Origin of the sequence: Nostoc sp. (genome assembly GCF_036917465.1) — a bacterium.
GTDB lineage: Bacteria > Cyanobacteriota > Cyanobacteriia > Cyanobacteriales > Nostocaceae > Nostoc.
In genome coordinates, this window is sequence record NZ_JBALDL010000085.1 from 239,462 (window position 1) to 259,203 (window position 19,742).

The following is a 19,742-nucleotide window of genomic DNA, read 5'->3' on the forward strand; positions in this document are numbered from 1 at the left end:
ATTGCTATACTTTTGTTTTTTGGTTAGAGTATTTTGATTTAAAATGCCAGAGGAGTCGCTTGGCATTAATTAGTGCTTCAGCAGACAAGAGAGATTTTATTATATTTTTGTTAAGAGCCTCTAATGTCTTGGGCAACAACTGCTTCTGTAGATCCAAAATATCTTGAAGCTTCATAGTAGCAATTGATGTGTTAGGAAAAGCTGGGTAATCTCTCTTAAAACCAAATCCGAGATAACTCATTACCTCTGGTGTGAGATTTTCTAGGTATTCAGTATTAACTATATTTTTTTCACCATGCCCGACATTTTCACTACCAACCTGGTCTACTTGAAAAAGCAACGTGGTTCTGTTATAGGTTTTATCATGAAAAGGTTCGGCTCTATGTATTCCGTGGATATCACATAAGATAAGACTTCCCTTTAACATGGGAAATGTTAGTATATCTTTGCTATATGTATTGTCGATGTAGGTATCGCTAAGGTAGATTTCGTGACTGTATTTGCGAGACCAATGATGAGAGTCTTTTATGTATTGAAAGGCATTCTTTTCAACATCAGACAAATAAAACAAAAATAACAGACCTGGCATATTGTGTTTTTCAGATAATTGTCTACCAACTTGGCGATTATTATCTGTATGCCAAGGCATGTGGGAATTTTGAGATGTTTGATAAACCCGATGATTAGTTAACTTATAATCATCAGTAAAATATTTTTTGCATACATCCAAAACTTGTCTAGAGGTAATGACATCGTATGTTTTTTTAGACCCAGCTAGACAATGGGTAAAAAATTTGATATCTTGAGCAGTGACTACACCAACATCATTATTATTCAGCAACAGTTGACTGAAATTAATTTCTTGAAGTAGTTCTTCAACATACTGACTGGTTATCGCCTGTTCAAAAGCAAAGTATCCCTTGGTTTTGAGGTCATTAACTATTTTGCTAGTACTAAAATTAGCAAAGTCTGGATTAAACATGGTTGATTAATTTCCTTTGTGATGATGTAGATATAAAATCTTGCTCTAAGTAATTACCAAGAGTTTTTTGAAACTGTTCAAAACCAAATTGTTTAATTACGTTTTCTCTTAATGCCTCTGGTTGATAGATTAAAGGATTAGAATAAGTACTTTGTAGGATTTGAATTATAGTTTGAGCGATCGCTTCTATATCGTCAGGATCGACAAGTGCGCCTAATTCTCCTTGACAGAGAGCATCCTTTGCCCCATCTTGATTACCTCCAAGGGTGGGTTTACCGCAGGCGAGAGCCTCTAGGTAAACAATGCCAAATCCTTCGGCTTTACTTGGCATTGCAAATATATCGCACAGATGGTAGTGAGAACTAAGTTCTTCATCCGAAACAAAGCCAGTTAAGGTTACGCAATCTTGGAGTTTATATTTAGAAATTAGCTGTTCAATTCGGGGTTGATCGTCTCCCTTACCTACTAAAACGTAATGAATATTAGGAATAGCCTGACGAATTTGGGGTAAAGCAGCCAGAATTTTGTCATAACCTTTGTATTGCTCTAATTGGGAAAGCCGAGCAACGGTAAGGATAATCGGTTGTTCAGGTTTCAAACCATATCTTTTGAGGAGGTTATCAGGCTTGGGTGCAATCTGAAAATCATCAGCATTGAAGGTATTAGGTAGAACTACAACTTTGTCTGGATCAAGGTTTTGTTCTTGCAGGAGGCGATCGCGTGTATGCTGACTAACAGCTAAAATGCGATCGGCATGGTGTAAAGCACTCTGTAGATTTGAATTCTCAAGGTTCCAGACTTCAATCCCGTGTACTACAACCCAGTAAGGGATGCCAAATAGCCGTTTCAACAGGTACGCAGCAACGCTAAAGTTGAGATGAGAGCTTATAATTAAGTTAGGATTTTGCTGGATTCCATATCCTAAAATTTGAGCAGCAAAAACAATTGTCCGTAAAGGTAATGACCAAGTTCCTGCAAAGTAAAATTGGGTGTTAGCTTTAAAAAAAGATTTTGGTGGACAGCGAGTATCTTGTTTGAGAAAAATATTATAATCAACCTGGGGATACAAGTTTTGTAATGCCTCAAGAAGAAATGCTGAATAAACTTGAATTCCACCCTTAAATTCAAAAATCCCTGGAAACCATAAAGAGATTTTTTTATATTTCTGACATTTGTGTTTTTCCATAAAAAAGCCTCAGACTCTAGTCTGTATTCTATTTAAGTAAGTAGGGACAATTAAAGTTAATTGGCTGGGGCTGTCATTCCTCATCGGTAAGGGTTTTAACTCTATTTACTTTTGTTAACATAATTTGGTTTATTTCCAACGACTTACATCTGCCTAACTGGTATGCTCACTATTGTTTAGCCTGTTGCTGACGCAATATAAATCTAAACATTAGGTAGATACATAATGTTACTGTAAGTACATTTCCAAACACGAGGGAAAAATTCCACTCATGAGAAGTAAAAGGATACAACATCGCAATTCCTATGACAATTTCTAGGCTGCCCATTTTGGGAGAATTAAGTTTTTGCTCCAAAAAAGCAAATAATAATCCTAAAAGTGCCATCCCTATCTGCACACCTGAAGCCCCAAAATTAGCATACATTTCTACCATCAAGGGAAGATTAACCGTAGTCCCATAATCTTTAATTCCTATATATCTATAACGTCTACCAAATACATTCCCGATAGCTTCTGAAGGTTTATTGGGCCATAAAATACGAGGAATAAACTTTGTAACGAAGCCAAAGTAGCTTTCGCCATTCCAATAAGGAATTAATTTAGGAGTATCTGCAATTACTTTTGAAAACAGTATAATATGTGCAGTTCTAGCGATAGCCGAAGCAGTCGAAGACTCTTGTTTTCCTGATTTACTTTCAGGATTAGAGTAATTTTTTACAGCAATATCTATAAACAATTGAGCCTTTTCTATAGGACTTGCATTAGAGTATGGTCCGCCGAACCAAGTTAACTGACGATACTCACCTTTTACTACATTGAAAGTTAGAAAAAATAACAATAAAGTACTAATCAAAAAAATTGGTATTCGTTTGTGTTCATAAAAAATAACTATACCCATGAACGTACCTAGGAATCCAATATTAGCTAATGAACCTCCAATAAAACGTTGGAGCAAGTCAAATATAAAACATGAACCTATAATTAGTTTAGTTTGTGGTGATATTTTATGACCACGTGACCAGATAATATAAAACATTCCATAACCTATATTCCCAATAGTATCTGATAACTGATCTATAGATGGAACTTTGATCAAGTAAGAAAAAATAATATGAAATACTACTATTAGCCTGAGTGGACTAATAAGTTTACTTAGTGAGTAGGCAGGTAATTTAAGATGAGAAACTTTTTTCAAAAACGAAAATTTAGATATATAAAAAGCAATAATCATCCCAAGCAACCCTATAACTGTGAGTTGCAAAGACTGAACACTAACATGGGTTTGAGACCAACTACCTGTACCTAACTTCTCACTAGAAAACATAGGTAAAGCGAAGCTATTGACGTAAAAAATCCCCATTAGTGGGAGAAATGGCATCGGGGGTCGGTTCCGATCTAATAGATATTGTATACTTGGCAGAAAACCTAGCCAGAGTATATTCATTACCAGAATTGCTTTATCAGTTGAGAGTGATTCTGGACGGTGTTCCCATAGATAAAAACTACCTACAACTAGACCAAATATAAGCAATAAGCAGATTCTTTTTAAATAAGTCTCCTGCTTTTTTCTTGCTCGAATAATAGCGATTGTATAATGCTTTTCTGCCTGTTCAGTATAATAATTATGCATTAGTTTATTTAACTAATCCTTTGCTAGCAAGCTACAATTAACTAAATCTTTAATTTGAGTAAGCAAAGAGGAAAAAGCCGACTCATAATTGTACTTCTCTTCAAAAGCTTGCCGAGCCGCTAAACACATTTCTTCGTATTTCTCTAAGTTATTTAATATATCTTTAACGGCAGACGCAATAGATTCAGGATTATCAGGATCGGCAAAACGAACCCAAATTTCGCCCCCAAGATTTTCTCGATAATCAGGCTGGTCGCTGACAATCACAGGTAATCCGCAAGCAGCATACTCATAAATTTTATTTGATGCTGTTCCCATTGTTTGATGGTTGATATCTGTTTTTTTGTATAAACATACACCAATGGAAGCCGCCCAAGTATGCAAAGGAAGTTCATTGTAGGGAACTGGTAGAAAATACTTAACACGATCTGCTACCTTATTGCGGATAGCTAAATCTTTCATTAAATGTTTTTCTTCTTCCTGAAGAGGCCCAATAAGTTTAAGTTCTATGGAGTTATCTAAATAAGTGAGTGAATCAATTAATTCCAGCAAAGAATTTTTTATAGAAATAGCCCCTTGTAGTAATATTGTAAGTTTTTTTAACCGTTCTGATATGATATTTTTGAAATTAGGATTTTCTTTGAAATATGTTTTTCTGGGAAAATTGGGTACTATTAATAGTTTCCCATTGAAATTTGTGAGTTTTTTGAATAAAAAAGCTCGTTCGTCAGAGGGAAAGACAACAAGATTAGCTTTATGTACGCACTTTCTTTCTACTCTCTGAACCCATCCTGATAGGGAAGACAGAGGAAATAACTGTTCATTAAGGTCATGGTTATGGTAAATCAGTATAATTGACCGAGTTTGCATCAGATGGGAAAGATAAGCAGCTACATACCCAAAAGCATCATAGGCATATATAAGAGATACATCTTTGAGAAGAAGTCTGGCTTGTTCCACAAAATTAATATATTCCCAAATCTTATTTCCAGCAGATTGTTGTTCTCTTTCTCTCACTGATGTATATTTGCCTAAACGATGTACTATGACATTAGCTGGATATTCCCAAAAAGGAAGATTTTGATTACGACTAATCAACACTACATCAAAATATTCTGCTAACAAGTGAATAGCGTTAATTGTAGGAGGATAGTGGTCTGGATTGGCGTATATAAGTATTCCAATGCTTTTTTTACCCATTGCTATATCTAAGACAGAGTTAGTTGAAATTCTTGATAAAGTGTATAATTTTGTCTAACTTTGTCAGCAAGCAAGATTTACTACTAATGCTCGAAGACTGATTTAATATTACGGACAAGTAAGTCTGGTGCTTGCATACAATCAGGATCAAAGCCACCTTCAAATACACTTTGGGTAATATCAGGAGAGAAAACACTGGCATGGAAATGTGCTGGATGCGATATAGTAGGACACTTTCCCAAATATGAAGCCCAGTAGCTAAATGTACTACCACTAGAAGTAATTAAAAGCTTGCTTTTAGATAAAGTAAGCATATCAGATAGAGCAGAGGCAGTAGATGAACGAGAAACTTGGGAAAGGGTTAGTAACTGACTTAGCTCATGATCGTGACCATCTGAAAATATGGTTACTGGCACATCATAGCCAGCAATTTCACGAATGGCATCAATCACCTTAATGAACCAGCTAAAAGGAGTGCGAACACCACCTAATTTACTGAAATCATCCTCCGATTTAAGTACTCTAAAGTCGCCCATTCTAATATGAATACCGATTTGGGGTGCTGAACGGTTAGAAATAGCTTCAAGTACAGATGGACGAATACTTGCAAGTAGTCTCTCTTTAATAATTGGTTGATGTGTTTTTAAATCTACAAAGAAGTCACTCCAATGTGGCAATTGATTAAAAATAAATAGATAAAAGTCTGATTGTTGTGATTCTAAATTAGATAGTTCTATTGGAGATATGACAGGATTGTTGTGAATATATGTATCCTTTTTTAAAATTGCAAGATAATAATTAAACTTGGATACATAAATTTTTTTGGAAAATAGATGACCATAGTATCTTTTATCTCTTTCACCTCTTAAATAAGGTCCAATTACAAACTTACCCCAATCTGGTGAAACAACAGGAAAGCGATTAATATGTGCAAACAGAACTGCCCTTGACCAAACTAGCAGCATGTTACCTAAGCCAGCTTTAGGTAATCGAGCATAAACTAAAAATTTAGTTTTTTGGTTATGGTTAGATTTTTGGCTCATATGCTGTTATACCAAGTTAAAACATTCAGAAGGAGAATGGTGAATCAATGAAATAAATTTCGAGATATTGAAAGCATGAATACCTATAAAATAATTTGTTTTTGAGACTACTTTAAATTTCAATAATAAGTCGACGAATTTCTGCGATCCGAAAACAATCATTTCTGAAAGGAAACCTCTAGATGTCAATTTATATATCAGAAATCATAGTGATTTATTTTGTAAAACCATCTTTTTTAGTTTGTCTTTATTGAAACAAGCATTCTTTCTCACCACTAGCCAATCTTTTAATGCTCTGTGTTGAAATGGTAGGTAGATTTTTATGCCTTTGGAAAATAAGGCTGCACTATAACTAAAAGCACTCTTAGCCATAACCAATACATCAGCAGATACCAGATGATGAAATGTAGTAAAAGGACATTCATTTAAATGAAGAATGATGTTGTCATCATTAAACTCTGAAAACTCTTCAATTATACCTTCGGAATAAAGGTGAAAAGTATGTTCTAACTCTAATTCATTTAGTAAATCAGATAGTTGAGTTATTATTTTTGTATAAAAACAATTAGCTGTATATCTATCTTTGTCATCTTTTATTACATCTCCCCTTCTTATATGAATTGCTATGTTTATTTTCGCGCTATCAAAGTATAAACTGCTCTTTGTTGGTGCTTTTTCATACTTGTAAAAAAATCTTTCTAATAATTTTGAATATTTATTCGGATTGATCTTCGTAAATTCATGACAATGTGGGATGACGTACAAAGTATTATCTTTTATTTCTACTTGGGTTATGTTGTTTACACAAATAACGGTTATTTCATTTAAATCTATCTGGTTAATACTAAGCTCATTAAATCCTATATTGATAGATATCTCCCATTTATGCTCAAAGTTCAAATCATTATTATCGTTATGGGCTATATTTCTAAAAGGCGTATGAACGTATTGTATGCCTAATTCATGAGCAAATAATATAGTTGACAGAATTGCTATTAGTTGTGCCCCAACCCCATCATCTTTTCCGGCACAAGTTATAAAAGAATTGTTCCTTTTATTCTCATTCATTGAAAACAAAAAAAATCTAACGTAATAATTTATTACAGCAAACCTTCTAATATTATTTCTCAGCATTTTCTGCTACTAATCCTTTTCAAAGTATATTCAAGTAAGCATTAACTATCTTGTGTCCGTAGTCATCCCAAGAGAGGGATTTACGTGCTTGTTCTAGAGCATTTCTACCCATCTCATCTCGTCGCTCTGGATTTTCATAGAAAAATAAAATTTTCTCTTTGAGAGCTTCTATATCCCGAATTGGTACACAAAATCCATCAACACCTTCTCGCACAATATCCTCACCACCTGTATTTGTTGTATGAATCACAGGTAGACCACATGCCATTGCTTGAGGAATCACCATGCCAAAACCATCTTCAATCGAAGCTAAACAAAATACTGAACACTGAGAATATAGTAAACGTAGTTCTTTTTGAGGGTATGTGCCTTTAATAATAATGCGATCGCTTTGATATTTTGCTAAAAAAGGCTGGATTTCGGGAGCAATTGAACCCACAAGCCACAACTCAGCTTTGGGTAAGTTTAATTCATAAAAAGCTTGTAATAAATACTGTATACCTTTGCGGATTGTGATACCACCACAGTGGATAACTCGAAAGATATCATCTTCTTTTGGAACTGGATAAAACTCTGCAAGAGAAGTTCCATAAGTAACATGAATTAGTTTACTTTCTGGTATTCCCTGTTCTAAAAAAGTACGCTTGGCAAATAGGCTAGGAATAGTAATTCTGTCAGCATCAGCATAAGATTGTATTTCTCTTTCGTATACTCCGGGATGTGTTTCATTAAATTTTAATCCCCATCTTTCATATTCTTCTTTAATAATTTCTGTTTGATAATGCATATGGCTACTACCACGCTCAATTACTGTTTTAGCACCCAGTTCTTTAGCCCTATGCAGAGACCAAAAATTACATCCTGACCAACCGACAAACAAGTCAAACCCTGGTGATAAACTATTTGTCACCGAGCGATCAAATTCCTCTAGAAACCAGAGTTGTAAGTTGCGATCGCCTCTTAGCCAACTTGGTAATTTATACCAACTACGGGATAAAACTTCCAGATGCCATATAGAATGAATCAAATTCTTATCTATAGCATACTTAGTGATTTCAAAAGTTGGATAGGTAGATATTAATTCGTGTAAATAACCTCTTTTTTGTAATTGCTGTGTTAAATAAAAAGCCCAAAATCGTCCAAAAACTGAGACAGTGACTTTCATAGGTGTACTATACCTTATAATTTTGTAAAATCTGAGAATCGCTACATTGGGAAAGTTTGAGTTCTTGATAAAGATGAGCAATTTCTGTTACTCTATCAGCAATAGTGTTTGCTAATGCTTTTTTATACCCTGCTTCAGCAATAGACTCAATTAAAGTGAGATTCTGTGTTAAATACTCAACTTTCTGTCTTAACTCATCAGGACTAGAAAAATATACAGCTTCTTTATCTTCTGCAAATAAATTTAGTAACACTTGACTCCGCTCACTCAGCATCAGTGTTTTTGTAATAGGAATCTCAAATGTTCTAATATTATGTCCTTCTTCATTCTGCGGGCGCAGAATATTGAGGCCCATTTTAGCAGAGCCTAAAAATTGAGGAATTTCTAGATAACTGCACATTCCTTGACACAAACCTTTTAAGGATGATTCTTGACAATGAGTATTCCAGTAATTTGACCCCCAAAGTCCTAACCGATAATTAGCGATCGCCTTCAAATACTGCTCTCGTTTCCGGCTAGCATCCCAGTTACCGATAAACGCCACATCATATACTGGGTTAATCTGGCGTTGAGGTAAATGATATTCTACATCGCTACAAAAGGGGTGAAAGATAGCTTTTTTAACACCATTGTCCTTGAGACGCTTAACAAGTTCTTGGCTCCAAATGAAAGCTGCGTCCCATAAGGGAAATCCTCCTTGTACCCAAGAATTAGTGTGAGTATGATGAGCATCTATCGGATTATCTGTATAAAAGACAAAGACTAAACCATATTGCTGCAAAGCTAAAATGCTATCAGGATGAACTAAACGAGGTGAAATAACTAAAGTCAAATCAGGTTGAAATTGATTTGCTTTCTCTAGTAATTTATTATTTGCTAAGTTTCCTAATAATTGCCATGCCAATCGCCAGGCAACTCTACCCCACAATGAACCAGGAGATAAACTGGATGTCGCTTCTTTCCAGGTGAAAAGTTGTACCTCACAGCCCAATGACGAAAATCCTCGACTGTAAACTTCCTCAGTACGCCCTATTTCCAGGTTTTCTCCTACAATCAATACTTTTTTCATTTAAGCTACTCTCACCTGCAAGTAATTTAAGGCTTGTTTGAGTCCTTGTACGTCTTCCTGATAGCTCCACTCCTGAATAATTTTCAAACTGCAATCTCCCAAAGAAGTACGGTTTGCGATCGCCCAGCGAATTGACTCTGCCAAAGCCGCAACATCTCCTACAGGAAAAGTTCGTCCATTTTGTCCATCTTTCACCAAGTCAGGCACACAGCCCACGCGATCGCTCACAACTACTGCTTTTCCTGCATTCATCACCTCATTGATTGCCAATCCCCAAGGCTCAAAATCAGATGGTAAGACAAATACGTCGCATAAATCATAAACAGCAGGCATTTGCGACTGATTGCGAAAACCTAAAAAGTGAATTGACTGCCAGTTTGTTTCTTTAGCAAGGGCTTCTAGAGTTGGGCGCAAAACTCCATCTCCGACAAACAACAGGTAGGGATCTGGCTCTTGGACACCATCAGATGAGAGCAATCGATAAGCCGCGAGTAAATCCAGAGGACGCTTGACATCAATCAGCTTGGCAGCGTAAAGAATAATCGGTCTACCAGGATCTAAATTAAGCGATCGCCGCAGTTCCTCACGTTTGCTACTAGCTAGCATTGCTTGCTTCTGGAAATAGTCATTATCTACGGCATAGGGTAGGCAAAATAGCTGTTTATCCTCAACTCCATAACTCTTGTAAAACTGACGATTAAAAGTCCCAATGTATAGAAAACCAGCTATCTTCTTAAAAAGCCAGCTTAAAAAAGCTTTTTTTGCAATTTTTTTCAGTGGATTAGTTGGTTCACTTATACTATTAGACTCTCCCCGAATCAATACTGGAATGCCCAACTGGTTAGCTGCCAGAACTGCTTGGATGCCACAAAGCCAAGACCAGCCATGTACCCAAACTGCATCGAATTCTCCTTGTTTTAACTGTTTAGAAATATCTTTAGCAAAAGATTGTTGTAAGACACTTTGTTGTTTTTTACTACCCCAGCAGTCTAAAAAATGATAATCGTAACCTTGTGTTAATGGCACATCCCATTCGATTAATCGCCCGAATCCCGCATCTTGATAAGCCTTCAAGGAGAAATCGCTATAGAAAAACACTTTTAGGTCAATTTCCGGATCTGCGGCTATGAGCCGCAACAAAGGAGCTTGATACTGAATGGGATGAGAGACAAAGTAAGCTATACGTAGCATTTTTTAAATAAAATATTAAGAGGTTTTCATCTAATTAAATATTAAAATTAAATTATAAACAATTTATCTTGGTAAGAATTTTAAGAGCTTATGTTCAGTAATTTTTTCTAATGTGCGATTAAATCCCCAAGACATATACTCTCTAATTAAACTATTTCTAAACTTTGCACCCTCTGGGGTTTTAATTTTCCAAATAGATTCCCACACCGGATGCTTATCATGTAAGAATCCATGCATGACACTAGGCCATGAATATTCAGAAACATAATGTTGTTTACGAAGGGTTATTTTTTCAAAAGACCAAGGTTCTAAAGTATTCTGTTCATAGGCATGTTGACGAATATTTATTAAATATTCAACATTCCAAATAGCTGGTTGTAATTGACTATAAAATGGGAAATTAGTGGGTAGTTGATAAAAATTAATCCCATCAATTTCTACCAGAGCGTTGCCTAAATGTTTGTGGTCGTACACAACAAAACTCATACAATCAAGTTGATGTTGGATGACGATGTTTTCAACCTTGGCAAGATGGGAATTAGATACTTTAACCAGAGGAATTAAATCTTCTAAAACTAGGTATGTATAATCAAGATGAGGATATATATATTTTATTTATTTTAACCCTTCATGCAAAACAATCAACCATTGGTCTGAATCAATCGAAATAACGTTAGGATAATTGATAGTTTTCCCATCTGTTAAAAACAAAATTTCTGGATGATTAGGCCAGGAATACTTGAGATATTCAACAAAATAATTGCAGTATTTTTCATATCCGTGATAAGTCAAGATAATCAAAATAATTTTATTATGTACTTCTTATGTCTCATGATTATTAAAGATTTTGCCAACAAGATTATTAATTTTGAATGAATATTAACTTAAGTTTAGTAGCTGCAAAATCTCCTTGACTCTATTTTCCCAACTCCATTTATATGCTAATTTTTCTCTCCTCGTTAAAGCAGCTTGAAGATAAGAGGATCGATTTTCCCAGAGTTCTTCCCAAATCAACTGCAAATTCTCTGGAGTATTTATATAATCTATTGGAATTACTAAATCAGAACCAAATATCTTTTCAAATTCAGGCTCTTTAGGAGCTTGTCCAAGAATCACTGTGCCGCTAGCAGCTGCTTCAAACCATCTACAAGTTATTGGACTAAATGTCAGAACCCTTTTTGGATTAGTTAACTCTACAGGCCAGGAGAAGGTAAAAAAACTGTGGGCAAGATGCCATGCATATTGTCTATAATTTTCGCAGGGGTCTAGTTGCGGTTGTAGACCAGTTGTAGTGGTGTATTCATAATAATTATGAGTTTGCAAACAGTATTCTTTGATACTGTTATGAACATTTTGTAGTCGGCGACCATAAGCAGAAAAACTAATTAATTTTTCTTCTTTGGCAACTAGTTTAAATCTATCAAGCTTCACGCCTTGAGGGACAGCATACCATTTGTGTTGTGTTTGTTCCTCCAAAAAGGGAAGCGCTCCATGAAAGGAAGTGATGGCAAGATCCCATTTTGTTGAGTCTAAAACCCGACGGATTGAGGGTAGTTGTCCCTCAAAAGTATCAAATATGTAAAGGATTTTAACTCCAACATGTCGATCCCAATTTTTGAATAAATCGAGAGGAAAATTTTCGGGGCCCATTAATATGACCCAAAGAACATCTGCTTTCAGGTCATACTCAACTTTTGGAATCAATTTTCGCAAGTTACCATATCGAGTTCCATGTCCTATCCGATCCTCAATAAAGGTTGGTAATTTTCGCTTTGGCATTACTACAGGATGTCCACTCGTAACGCGAATTATTTCTTCCTCAAAATCTCGAAGCATTCCATATTCAAAACCATTGATATCCGGGTCAGTAAGTACAATATGCTTTAAGTTCATCATCCTTATTAGTCAGGCATAAAATTAGAGCGAAAATAGAAAGTAGATCAACCATATTTCACTACAATCTGTGTTGCCAACTTTGGTAGATTTCCTCAAAAATATTATCTAATGATTTGGTGAGACTCCACTCTGGATATTGAGACTGCATTTTGCTCAAGTCGCTGATGTAGCAAATGTGATCTCCCTCGCGGTTTTTATCAACATATTCGTACTGCATCTTCTTGCCGCTAAGGGTAGCAATTCGCTCAAAAGCCTCTAAAATTGAGCAACTATTCTGCCTACCGCCACCCAAATTATACACCTCAGCACAACGGGGATTTCCCCAAAAGGCGTGAATGAACCTAGCTACATCCAGAGAATGGATATTATCTCTGACCTGCTTACCCTTGTATCCGTAAATGCGATAAACTTTACCTTCCAAATTGCACTTAATTAAATAACTCAAAAATCCATGTAATTCAACACCGCTATGATTTGGCCCTGTTAAACAGCCACCACGCAAACAACAGGTCTTTATCCCAAAGTAGCGTCCATACTCCTGTACTAAAACATCAGATGCTACTTTAGAAGCTCCAAAGAGGCTATGTTTACTTTGATCGATGGAAAAGTCTTCAGTAATACCATTGTAGTAGTGTGGATCGCTATAGTCCCAGCGAGTATCTAACTCCTTTAAAGGGATAGTGTTGGGGCGATCGCCATAAACTTTGTTGGTACTCATGTGAATGAACACTGTTTCAGGAACGTGTTGGCGAACTGCTTCTAAAAGATTGAGAGTACCAACAGCGTTAACATCAAAATCATCGAATGGTCGAGATGCTGCTAAGTCGTGGCTGGGTTGAGCAGCAGTGTGAACCACCATATCAGGTTTTAAGGACTCTAGACAATTGAGAATTCCTAAGCGATCGCGAATATCCAGTTCAACATGCTGAAAGTTTTCATGGTTTTCTAACAGACGTTTTTGGTTCCAGCGGGTATCACCAGCAGCACCAAAGAAGTCAGATCGTTGATTGTTATCAATACCATAGACTTCCCACTCTTCTTTGCAGAAGTAGTTAACAACTTCTGAACCAATGAGGCCAGAAGAACCTGTAACAAGTAATTTTTTCATTCTTATTCAAAGCAATTTTCAATCTAGTTTATTCTGACTTCAATTACTAATTATCACCTGAAGTGATGTTTGTTACCAAAAGTTCATAAATTGATAATAAGATGTTTTTTAAATAAACTTATATTCTTCTATTTCCCAATAAGAATCTGGGAAAGATAGATTATGTTTAACTACCTTTTTGCCTATGTAACCAAACTTTGAAGCAACTATGTTACTGACTTTAGGTATTTTATCAAGCTTCAATTTTATTGATAGATTTGTGTAAATATTTGGAGAATAACCCAGTTTATCTCGCATAGGAGATAGCAATTTTTCCGACTCACTGGCATACGCTAATTTATCTGTAGTCTTCTGTTTTGATTGGCTGCGGAAACCGCCCAATGGTGAGTAGGTTCCATATAGTTCTGCATGAGAAAAAAAGCGTGACCATAGTTCAAAGTCACTTGCTAATTTTAAATCTGTACGTAGATAACTTCCCGCTTTTTCCCATAGACTGCGATGCCAAAAAGTAGACTCCTGCTGTATTATCCAGCATTTATTCTTACTCTTTCTACCCCAAGGAACGAAATAACCATCCAAAAATGCTTGCCTGGAATAACCAGGAATTGAGCCAAATCCTGTACAGAAACCATGCCAATCCCAGCCGCCAGGGTTTAACGTTGTTAACCACTCCACTTGCGGAAGTTTAGACATAATATTAGCTACTGTTTTTAATGCCCATGTACAATACATATCATCACTATTCAGCCATGCCATAATCTCACCATTGGCATAGGCAAATCCCTTGTTGATAGCATCATATTGACCCTTGTCAGGTTCACTGCACCAGAAGTGAAGATAGCTTTCGTATTTTTTAATAATTTCTAAACTGCCATCTGTTGATCCACCATCAATAATGATATATTCAAGATTAGGATAATTTTGGGACAACACACTTTGGATGGTTGCTTCAATAAATTCAGCTTGATTGAAAGAAGGAGTTACGATAGAAATTTTTGGCGCTTCTTTAAGCATCATAAGTTTTAGCTAAGTCTCATAATCGGTAATTTTGGTCTATTGCTGTTAGGGTTGAGTCCTCCCACTAGTAACAGTTTTGCTCCATGCGTTTGCGTAGCCTGACGGAGGTTATCGCCTTCTAATTTTCCAACAGCTGACTATAGCTCAATATATCGTTGAGCCTGTAGCTCTAGCGGGTACTCCTGTAGGGCGATCGCTCGACAATTTTGACTCATGCGATCGCACTCTTAATTATGCAAGACCTGACGATATAGTTCAATGTATCGCTGCGCCTGCACTTCTAGAGAGTATTCCTCTAGAGCGATCGCCCTACAATTATCAGCCATGCTTTGCCGTAGATTCTCGTCTTCTAGTAGCTGTATAATGCCATTACAGAAATCTTGGGTATCTTCTGGTTGAGCTAAATAGCCAGTAACTCCATGACGCACTAAATCTGGAACACCACCAATTTTGAACGATACCATTGGAGTAGCACAAGCCATACTCTCTTGAAGCACCAAAGGTAGATTATCAGCACGGGTGGGAAAAATAAACAGGTCAGCAGCAGAATAGGCAATGGATTTAAGGCGATCGCTGTTGATGTAACCAAGATTTAGATTTGGCATACCGACAGTTTCCGAGATTGCTTCACCACCATTGCCCATAATTAGTAGTGAAATTTCAGCTTTTAGTGAATCTGGTAAGCTCTGGAGAGCCTTTAACAGTAAGTCACCACCCTTACGACGATCCTTAATATCCTCAGATCCAAACATCAAAACTTTTTTACATAAGGGAATACTAAGGATTGAACGGCATTGTTCGGGATCTAGAGGTTGATAAGCTTCTGTATCAATTCCGTTAGGAATGTGATGAATTGGGAAGCGGTTGAGCATACTTTGCTTTACTTGCTCAACTAGCCATTTGCTGGGAGCCACGACAGTTAGATTGGAGCGGCTATAAACCCAGTTTTTTAGTTTGCACTCTAGGGGAGTATTATCTCTGGAAATAGCTGGATATGTTTCTGGATAAGGACATTGACCGCAGCCAGTTTTCCAGCGATCACAATCATAGCTATAGGCGCAATGTCCGGTAAAGCTCCACATATCGTGGAGTGTAAAAACAGCAGGTTTGTTTTTAGTTAGTGAGGGAATTGACAAATAATTAAAATAACCAGTATGCAGGTTATGAAAATTAATGATATCTGCTTCTTGATAAAAGCTATGTTTGGCAATATCAAAGCTACCGAGCACGTTAATATAGTTCAGCCCAGAACGTCCAGTAATGCGATAAAGTTGATTTTCGATCCGGCGCTTCGAAGGGACAACCGCCACGCGATCGCTACTTGTTTTGACTTCTCCTACCAGCAAGCGCGAATTAATGCCTTGAGCTAATAAACCTTGATGAAGTCGGTAGCCTGCGATCGCGGCTCCTCCACCAATATCTGATTGATTAATATGTAAGACCTTCATACTATTGACTCATAGGCTTAGTTAAACTATTTTTTTCACATATTCAGGGTAATTTTCTCTAATAATAACTGCTTGTTATTATTACCTTTTCTAAAAACGGCATATCCATTTCGGAGAGATGGATTAAAAGCTACTATTTGATAATTTTTTTCTTCTACTAATTCTTGGTAAATTTTATACTTATCGAAATCACTTATATTGTCAATAAGAATAAACTTCGCTCCTAATATCTGATCTAAATTAATGAAAACACTAAGTTCCAAAGGATTAATCATTACTAAATCAAAATAATCAATTGCATTTTCTAGCTTGGCTTTTTTGAGATCACTATTTATTTCATTTGAAATAGATGAGATTTGATAACACTTAATTAAATCATCGTTATTATAGCATTTTTGCAGTTGCACAAATCGAGATGTCAGAACGTTCATACAGAATCCTGTTGGTCTATTCTTATTTTCTCGGATACCTGCTAAAAAAGCTTCAGTTGCTGGTTTTCCCTTAGATGCCCCAATCAATAAAGCTGAATTAACTTTATCACTCGCTACCATTTCTCGAATAGCTGAGAAAAACTCATCATTTTTTATTTCTGATAATTCATAAGGAAGAAAGTAGCCAAATTTATTTTCTAAATAACGCAGCCCTCTAAAAAATATTGATTTAATTTTTGATTGTGTCCATAGTCTTTTATCATATTTAGGTTCTTTAGGAAAATATTTTCTAAAGAAACTTTTGTCACTGGTATGATATTCGTTAGTGTAATTGTTAGTTTGTTTTATTTTTACTTGGAATTCCTTATCCGAGGAAGTCAAATTAATTATTTTTTTTTCTAATTCAAGCTGTTCACATGAGTGAAGTATAATGCATAAATGATTAATCCAGTCATCAAATATTTGATTAGGTAATTGATGAATACTATACCGATGCTTAGATTGTTTTAAGTCCGGTATAGTATTATATTCTCTATTGTTAAGTAAATTAATTACCCAACGAGTACGATCTAGAATCGGATGAGAAAGGCATGGAAATTGGTAAGCACTCTTAATAGCATCATCTAATTTTCCATGACAAAGTAGAGAAATTATAAAATAAGCCCATTCTACTGGGTCAGGGTCTGAGGCTTGGTATTCTTCAAGAGTATATTTGAGTGGTTGAGTAATCCAATATAGGGCTGTTTCTGAGTCTCCTTTGTAGAGATTACATATTGTCAACCGCAGTTTAGGCTCAGGCATCCAAGATATATGGTTTGCGCATTTTAGATATAAAGCCTCTGCTTCTTTATATTTACAAGCCTGGAGTTTTGCATCTCCTTGGCGTATAAGCTGTAGAATTAATCCATTACCAATAATATGTGAATTTTTAATTCCAGATGATTGTTCTACAATAATAAGTGGCTCAAAAGGGCTTGTCTGAACAATTTTTTGATTTGGTTTAATATCTTTATAAAGGTTAAACCATTGAAAAATTTGATCTCGTTGTTTTAAAGTGTGCCTAGAATGAACAAGATCATATCCTGCATTAATAATCAACTCTAGTTTTTCTGGGTTTTGAAATAGGTAGTCAATCTTATATAAGATATCACTTTGATCGGCAAATACACAATTTTGCATATCAACAAATCCACTAGCTTCAACAGAAGCTGTTTTTTCTGTAATTAGACAAGATTTACAAGCTGGTATTTCAAAATGCTTGCGAACAATCTCTTTCTCTACTGTTCCACATGTTGGTACAAACCAAGAAGCATTTATCGTCCGGGCGTATTGTTCACCATATATCATTCGCTTAGAATGCTTATCAGAATATCCAGCATGAGGACAAGTTAATGAGGGATAAAATTGAGAAACAGTTTTATAAATTTTTTGCCGCCAAGGGTATAGAGTATGTATGTAACCATTAAATAATACAGGAATAATTTTTGATTCTCCATAGTCTCGATATGTCTCAGCATCTATAAAATTTGGCCACACAAATAAGTTTTCAGCAATCTCTGGTGTATGTTCAGCCGTAGTAGTACAAATAGTAAAGAAAGTTTTTATTCCCCAATTTTCCATATCGGAAATAAAACCTGCCCGTGCTTCACACCAAGAGTCTCCATTATGAAAGCCTAATTTAGGTATTTCTGGATAAGTATGGGTATTCTTGAGTTCCAGCTTTTTACAATGTTGATAGTTTACACCACTTTCAAAAAGTGTTAATTCTGGTTGATACTTATCACAAATTTGTTGGTAGTCGCAATTTTCATTAATTACAGTTACTTCAAAGAATTCTGATAGGCACTTTACATGCTGTTGTCTGTGCAAAACTATTAAATTAGATAAACCTTTATTTTCCCATTGAAAGAATACAAGCTTTGGCTTAGTAGTCCTCTCCATAAAATTCCTTTGCTAACTTATGTTTCACTACTTAATACAATCAAACTTAACAACTAGCTTTTAATATCTATATATATAGCTTGTTACTGTTGAGTTATGGGAGATAATAGGGTCAAAACAATGACATTATCCTGCGTCTGTACACTTTTACAAAGACGAACGCATATACCATCAATATTAACAGCTAGCATATTCCAAGGCGATCGCACAACGGTTTTGATTTATGCGATCGCTTCTTGTGTTGTTCTAGTACTAGAGAGAGAACACAAACTTTTCGACTGCAAAGTTCTTTACTGATTCCATCTTGCCAGTTTTCACGTCTACTGTATACATAACGTTGTTTTTTCTACTACTGTCAGTAGCCAGCGCATACAGTTGGCCAGAAGCAGAGAAGCCCAAATCTTTAACATCGTTGATAAGAGGCTGTCCATCAATGGACAGTGTGGTCAGTCTCTTAATTTTGACCTTGCCGGTAACTGTGGCCTTCTCCTGCAAGTTCATCGAGATTAAAATAGGGATACCTTCTGAACTGATCTCGGTTGCGAAAATATTTCCCTTGGCATCTTGACATAGGTTAGCGAATCTATGGTTGGGCGGTAGTGTGGGTAGGGCTAGATCATCACTAGAAAGAATTTTACCAGTACTGAAATCGATCGTTCTCAGAGAAAAAGGCGGAATGCCCCTAGTTCCTACTATGCACAGAAGTTTATTATTGGGAAGACTTAACAAACTTTCAATAGTTTGATTAGAATCCTCGAAATCTAGCACTTTTTTCGCTTTGAATTGACCCTTACTAGCACTTCCAACGGAATAAATAAGATGGTTGAACTCACCATTTCTCGTGTTCGAGACTGTAGAAATTACAAGAGTCTTATCTCCAAGTACTATCGCTTTCGTAATCCGGTCAGAGTCAGCTAAAAAGAAAGCTCGAGGTGTTTGTTTTACAGGCGATAGATTCTCAACAGACAGAGATTGCAGATTAACTTTAGAAACAACAGATACAGCAGAAACAACTTTTTGAGCTAGCTGATTAGTAGTATTAGCAGAGATAACTTTTCCTGTCGGCAGGGTGGCAGTATTCACTTCCATCGATGGAGTTTGATTTTCTCGGTTTCGAGTATCGGATGTACTATCGGATACACTAGAGATGTTTACTCCAAAAAGAGACTCATTACTTGAGTCGCTTTGTTGAGCAAACGCCTTACTAGAGATGTCGGCAACAACAGTGGAAGTCAAACTGGCAGCTACTAATTTACCAAATTGTCGACGTTGCAGTGGTGTCATTTTTGTACTCCTATGTG

General features: G+C 36.1%; 16 protein-coding genes. All 16 read right to left on the minus strand.

Going from position 1 to position 19,742, the window contains the following annotated elements; translation table 11 throughout:
• Nucleotides 1-4: 4 nt before the first annotated feature.
• A complete protein-coding gene (locus V7K38_RS20660; protein WP_334860266.1) occupies nucleotides 5-982 on the minus strand; it encodes a phytanoyl-CoA dioxygenase family protein in 978 nt (325 codons plus the stop codon).
• Nucleotides 975-2,168: a glycosyltransferase family 4 protein gene (locus V7K38_RS20665; protein ID WP_334860267.1), complete on the minus strand. Its 1,194-nt coding sequence runs from the start codon at nucleotides 2,166-2,168 to the stop codon at nucleotides 975-977. The genes V7K38_RS20660 and V7K38_RS20665 overlap by 8 nt, the downstream gene beginning before the upstream one ends.
• Before the next feature lie 169 nt (nucleotides 2,169-2,337).
• The gene (locus tag V7K38_RS20670; RefSeq protein WP_334860268.1) at nucleotides 2,338-3,798 is read right to left on the minus strand and encodes an O-antigen polysaccharide polymerase Wzy; all 1,461 of its coding nucleotides are present in this window, start codon (nucleotides 3,796-3,798) and stop codon (nucleotides 2,338-2,340) included.
• Between the two features lie 12 nt (nucleotides 3,799-3,810).
• Complete coding sequence (locus tag V7K38_RS20675; RefSeq protein WP_334860269.1) at nucleotides 3,811-4,998, minus strand: glycosyltransferase; 1,188 nt, start codon at nucleotides 4,996-4,998, stop codon at nucleotides 3,811-3,813.
• Nucleotides 4,999-5,081: 83 nt separating this feature from the next.
• Nucleotides 5,082-6,041, minus strand: a complete 960-nt coding sequence (locus tag V7K38_RS20680) for an alpha-1,2-fucosyltransferase (protein WP_334860271.1) — start codon at nucleotides 6,039-6,041, stop codon at nucleotides 5,082-5,084.
• Nucleotides 6,042-6,245: 204 nt separating this feature from the next.
• A complete protein-coding gene (locus V7K38_RS20685; RefSeq protein WP_334860272.1) occupies nucleotides 6,246-7,109 on the minus strand; it encodes a hypothetical protein in 864 nt (287 codons plus the stop codon).
• Nucleotides 7,110-7,194: 85 nt separating this feature from the next.
• A complete protein-coding gene (locus V7K38_RS20690) occupies nucleotides 7,195-8,340 on the minus strand; it encodes a glycosyltransferase family 4 protein (RefSeq protein WP_334860273.1) in 1,146 nt (381 codons plus the stop codon).
• A gap of 7 nt (nucleotides 8,341-8,347) precedes the next feature.
• Complete coding sequence (locus tag V7K38_RS20695) at nucleotides 8,348-9,409, minus strand: CgeB family protein (RefSeq protein WP_334860274.1); 1,062 nt, start codon at nucleotides 9,407-9,409, stop codon at nucleotides 8,348-8,350.
• A complete protein-coding gene (locus V7K38_RS20700; RefSeq protein WP_334860275.1) occupies nucleotides 9,410-10,600 on the minus strand; it encodes a glycosyltransferase family 4 protein in 1,191 nt (396 codons plus the stop codon).
• A 63-nt stretch (nucleotides 10,601-10,663) separates the two neighbouring features.
• The gene (locus V7K38_RS20705) at nucleotides 10,664-11,074 is read right to left on the minus strand and encodes a hypothetical protein (RefSeq protein WP_334860276.1); all 411 of its coding nucleotides are present in this window, start codon (nucleotides 11,072-11,074) and stop codon (nucleotides 10,664-10,666) included.
• A gap of 405 nt (nucleotides 11,075-11,479) precedes the next feature.
• Nucleotides 11,480-12,496: a glycosyltransferase gene (locus V7K38_RS20710; protein ID WP_334860277.1), complete on the minus strand. Its 1,017-nt coding sequence runs from the start codon at nucleotides 12,494-12,496 to the stop codon at nucleotides 11,480-11,482.
• Between the two features lie 58 nt (nucleotides 12,497-12,554).
• Nucleotides 12,555-13,604, minus strand: a complete 1,050-nt coding sequence (locus V7K38_RS20715; protein ID WP_334860278.1) for an NAD-dependent epimerase/dehydratase family protein — start codon at nucleotides 13,602-13,604, stop codon at nucleotides 12,555-12,557.
• A gap of 108 nt (nucleotides 13,605-13,712) precedes the next feature.
• Nucleotides 13,713-14,621, minus strand: coding sequence for a glycosyltransferase family 2 protein (locus V7K38_RS20720; RefSeq protein WP_334860279.1), 909 nt, complete (start codon nucleotides 14,619-14,621; stop codon nucleotides 13,713-13,715).
• A 227-nt stretch (nucleotides 14,622-14,848) separates the two neighbouring features.
• Nucleotides 14,849-16,069 (minus strand): glycosyltransferase family 4 protein, encoded by a 1,221-nt coding sequence (locus V7K38_RS20725; protein WP_334860280.1) that lies wholly within the window; start codon nucleotides 16,067-16,069, stop codon nucleotides 14,849-14,851.
• 35 nt (nucleotides 16,070-16,104) lie between these two features.
• Nucleotides 16,105-18,441 carry a glycosyltransferase gene (locus V7K38_RS20730; protein ID WP_334860281.1) on the minus strand — a complete coding sequence of 779 codons (2,337 nt, stop codon included), beginning with the start codon at nucleotides 18,439-18,441 and terminating at the stop codon, nucleotides 16,105-16,107.
• 252 nt (nucleotides 18,442-18,693) lie between these two features.
• The gene (locus V7K38_RS20735; RefSeq protein ID WP_334860282.1) at nucleotides 18,694-19,725 is read right to left on the minus strand and encodes a hypothetical protein; all 1,032 of its coding nucleotides are present in this window, start codon (nucleotides 19,723-19,725) and stop codon (nucleotides 18,694-18,696) included.
• Between the last annotated feature and the right edge of the window lie 17 nt (nucleotides 19,726-19,742).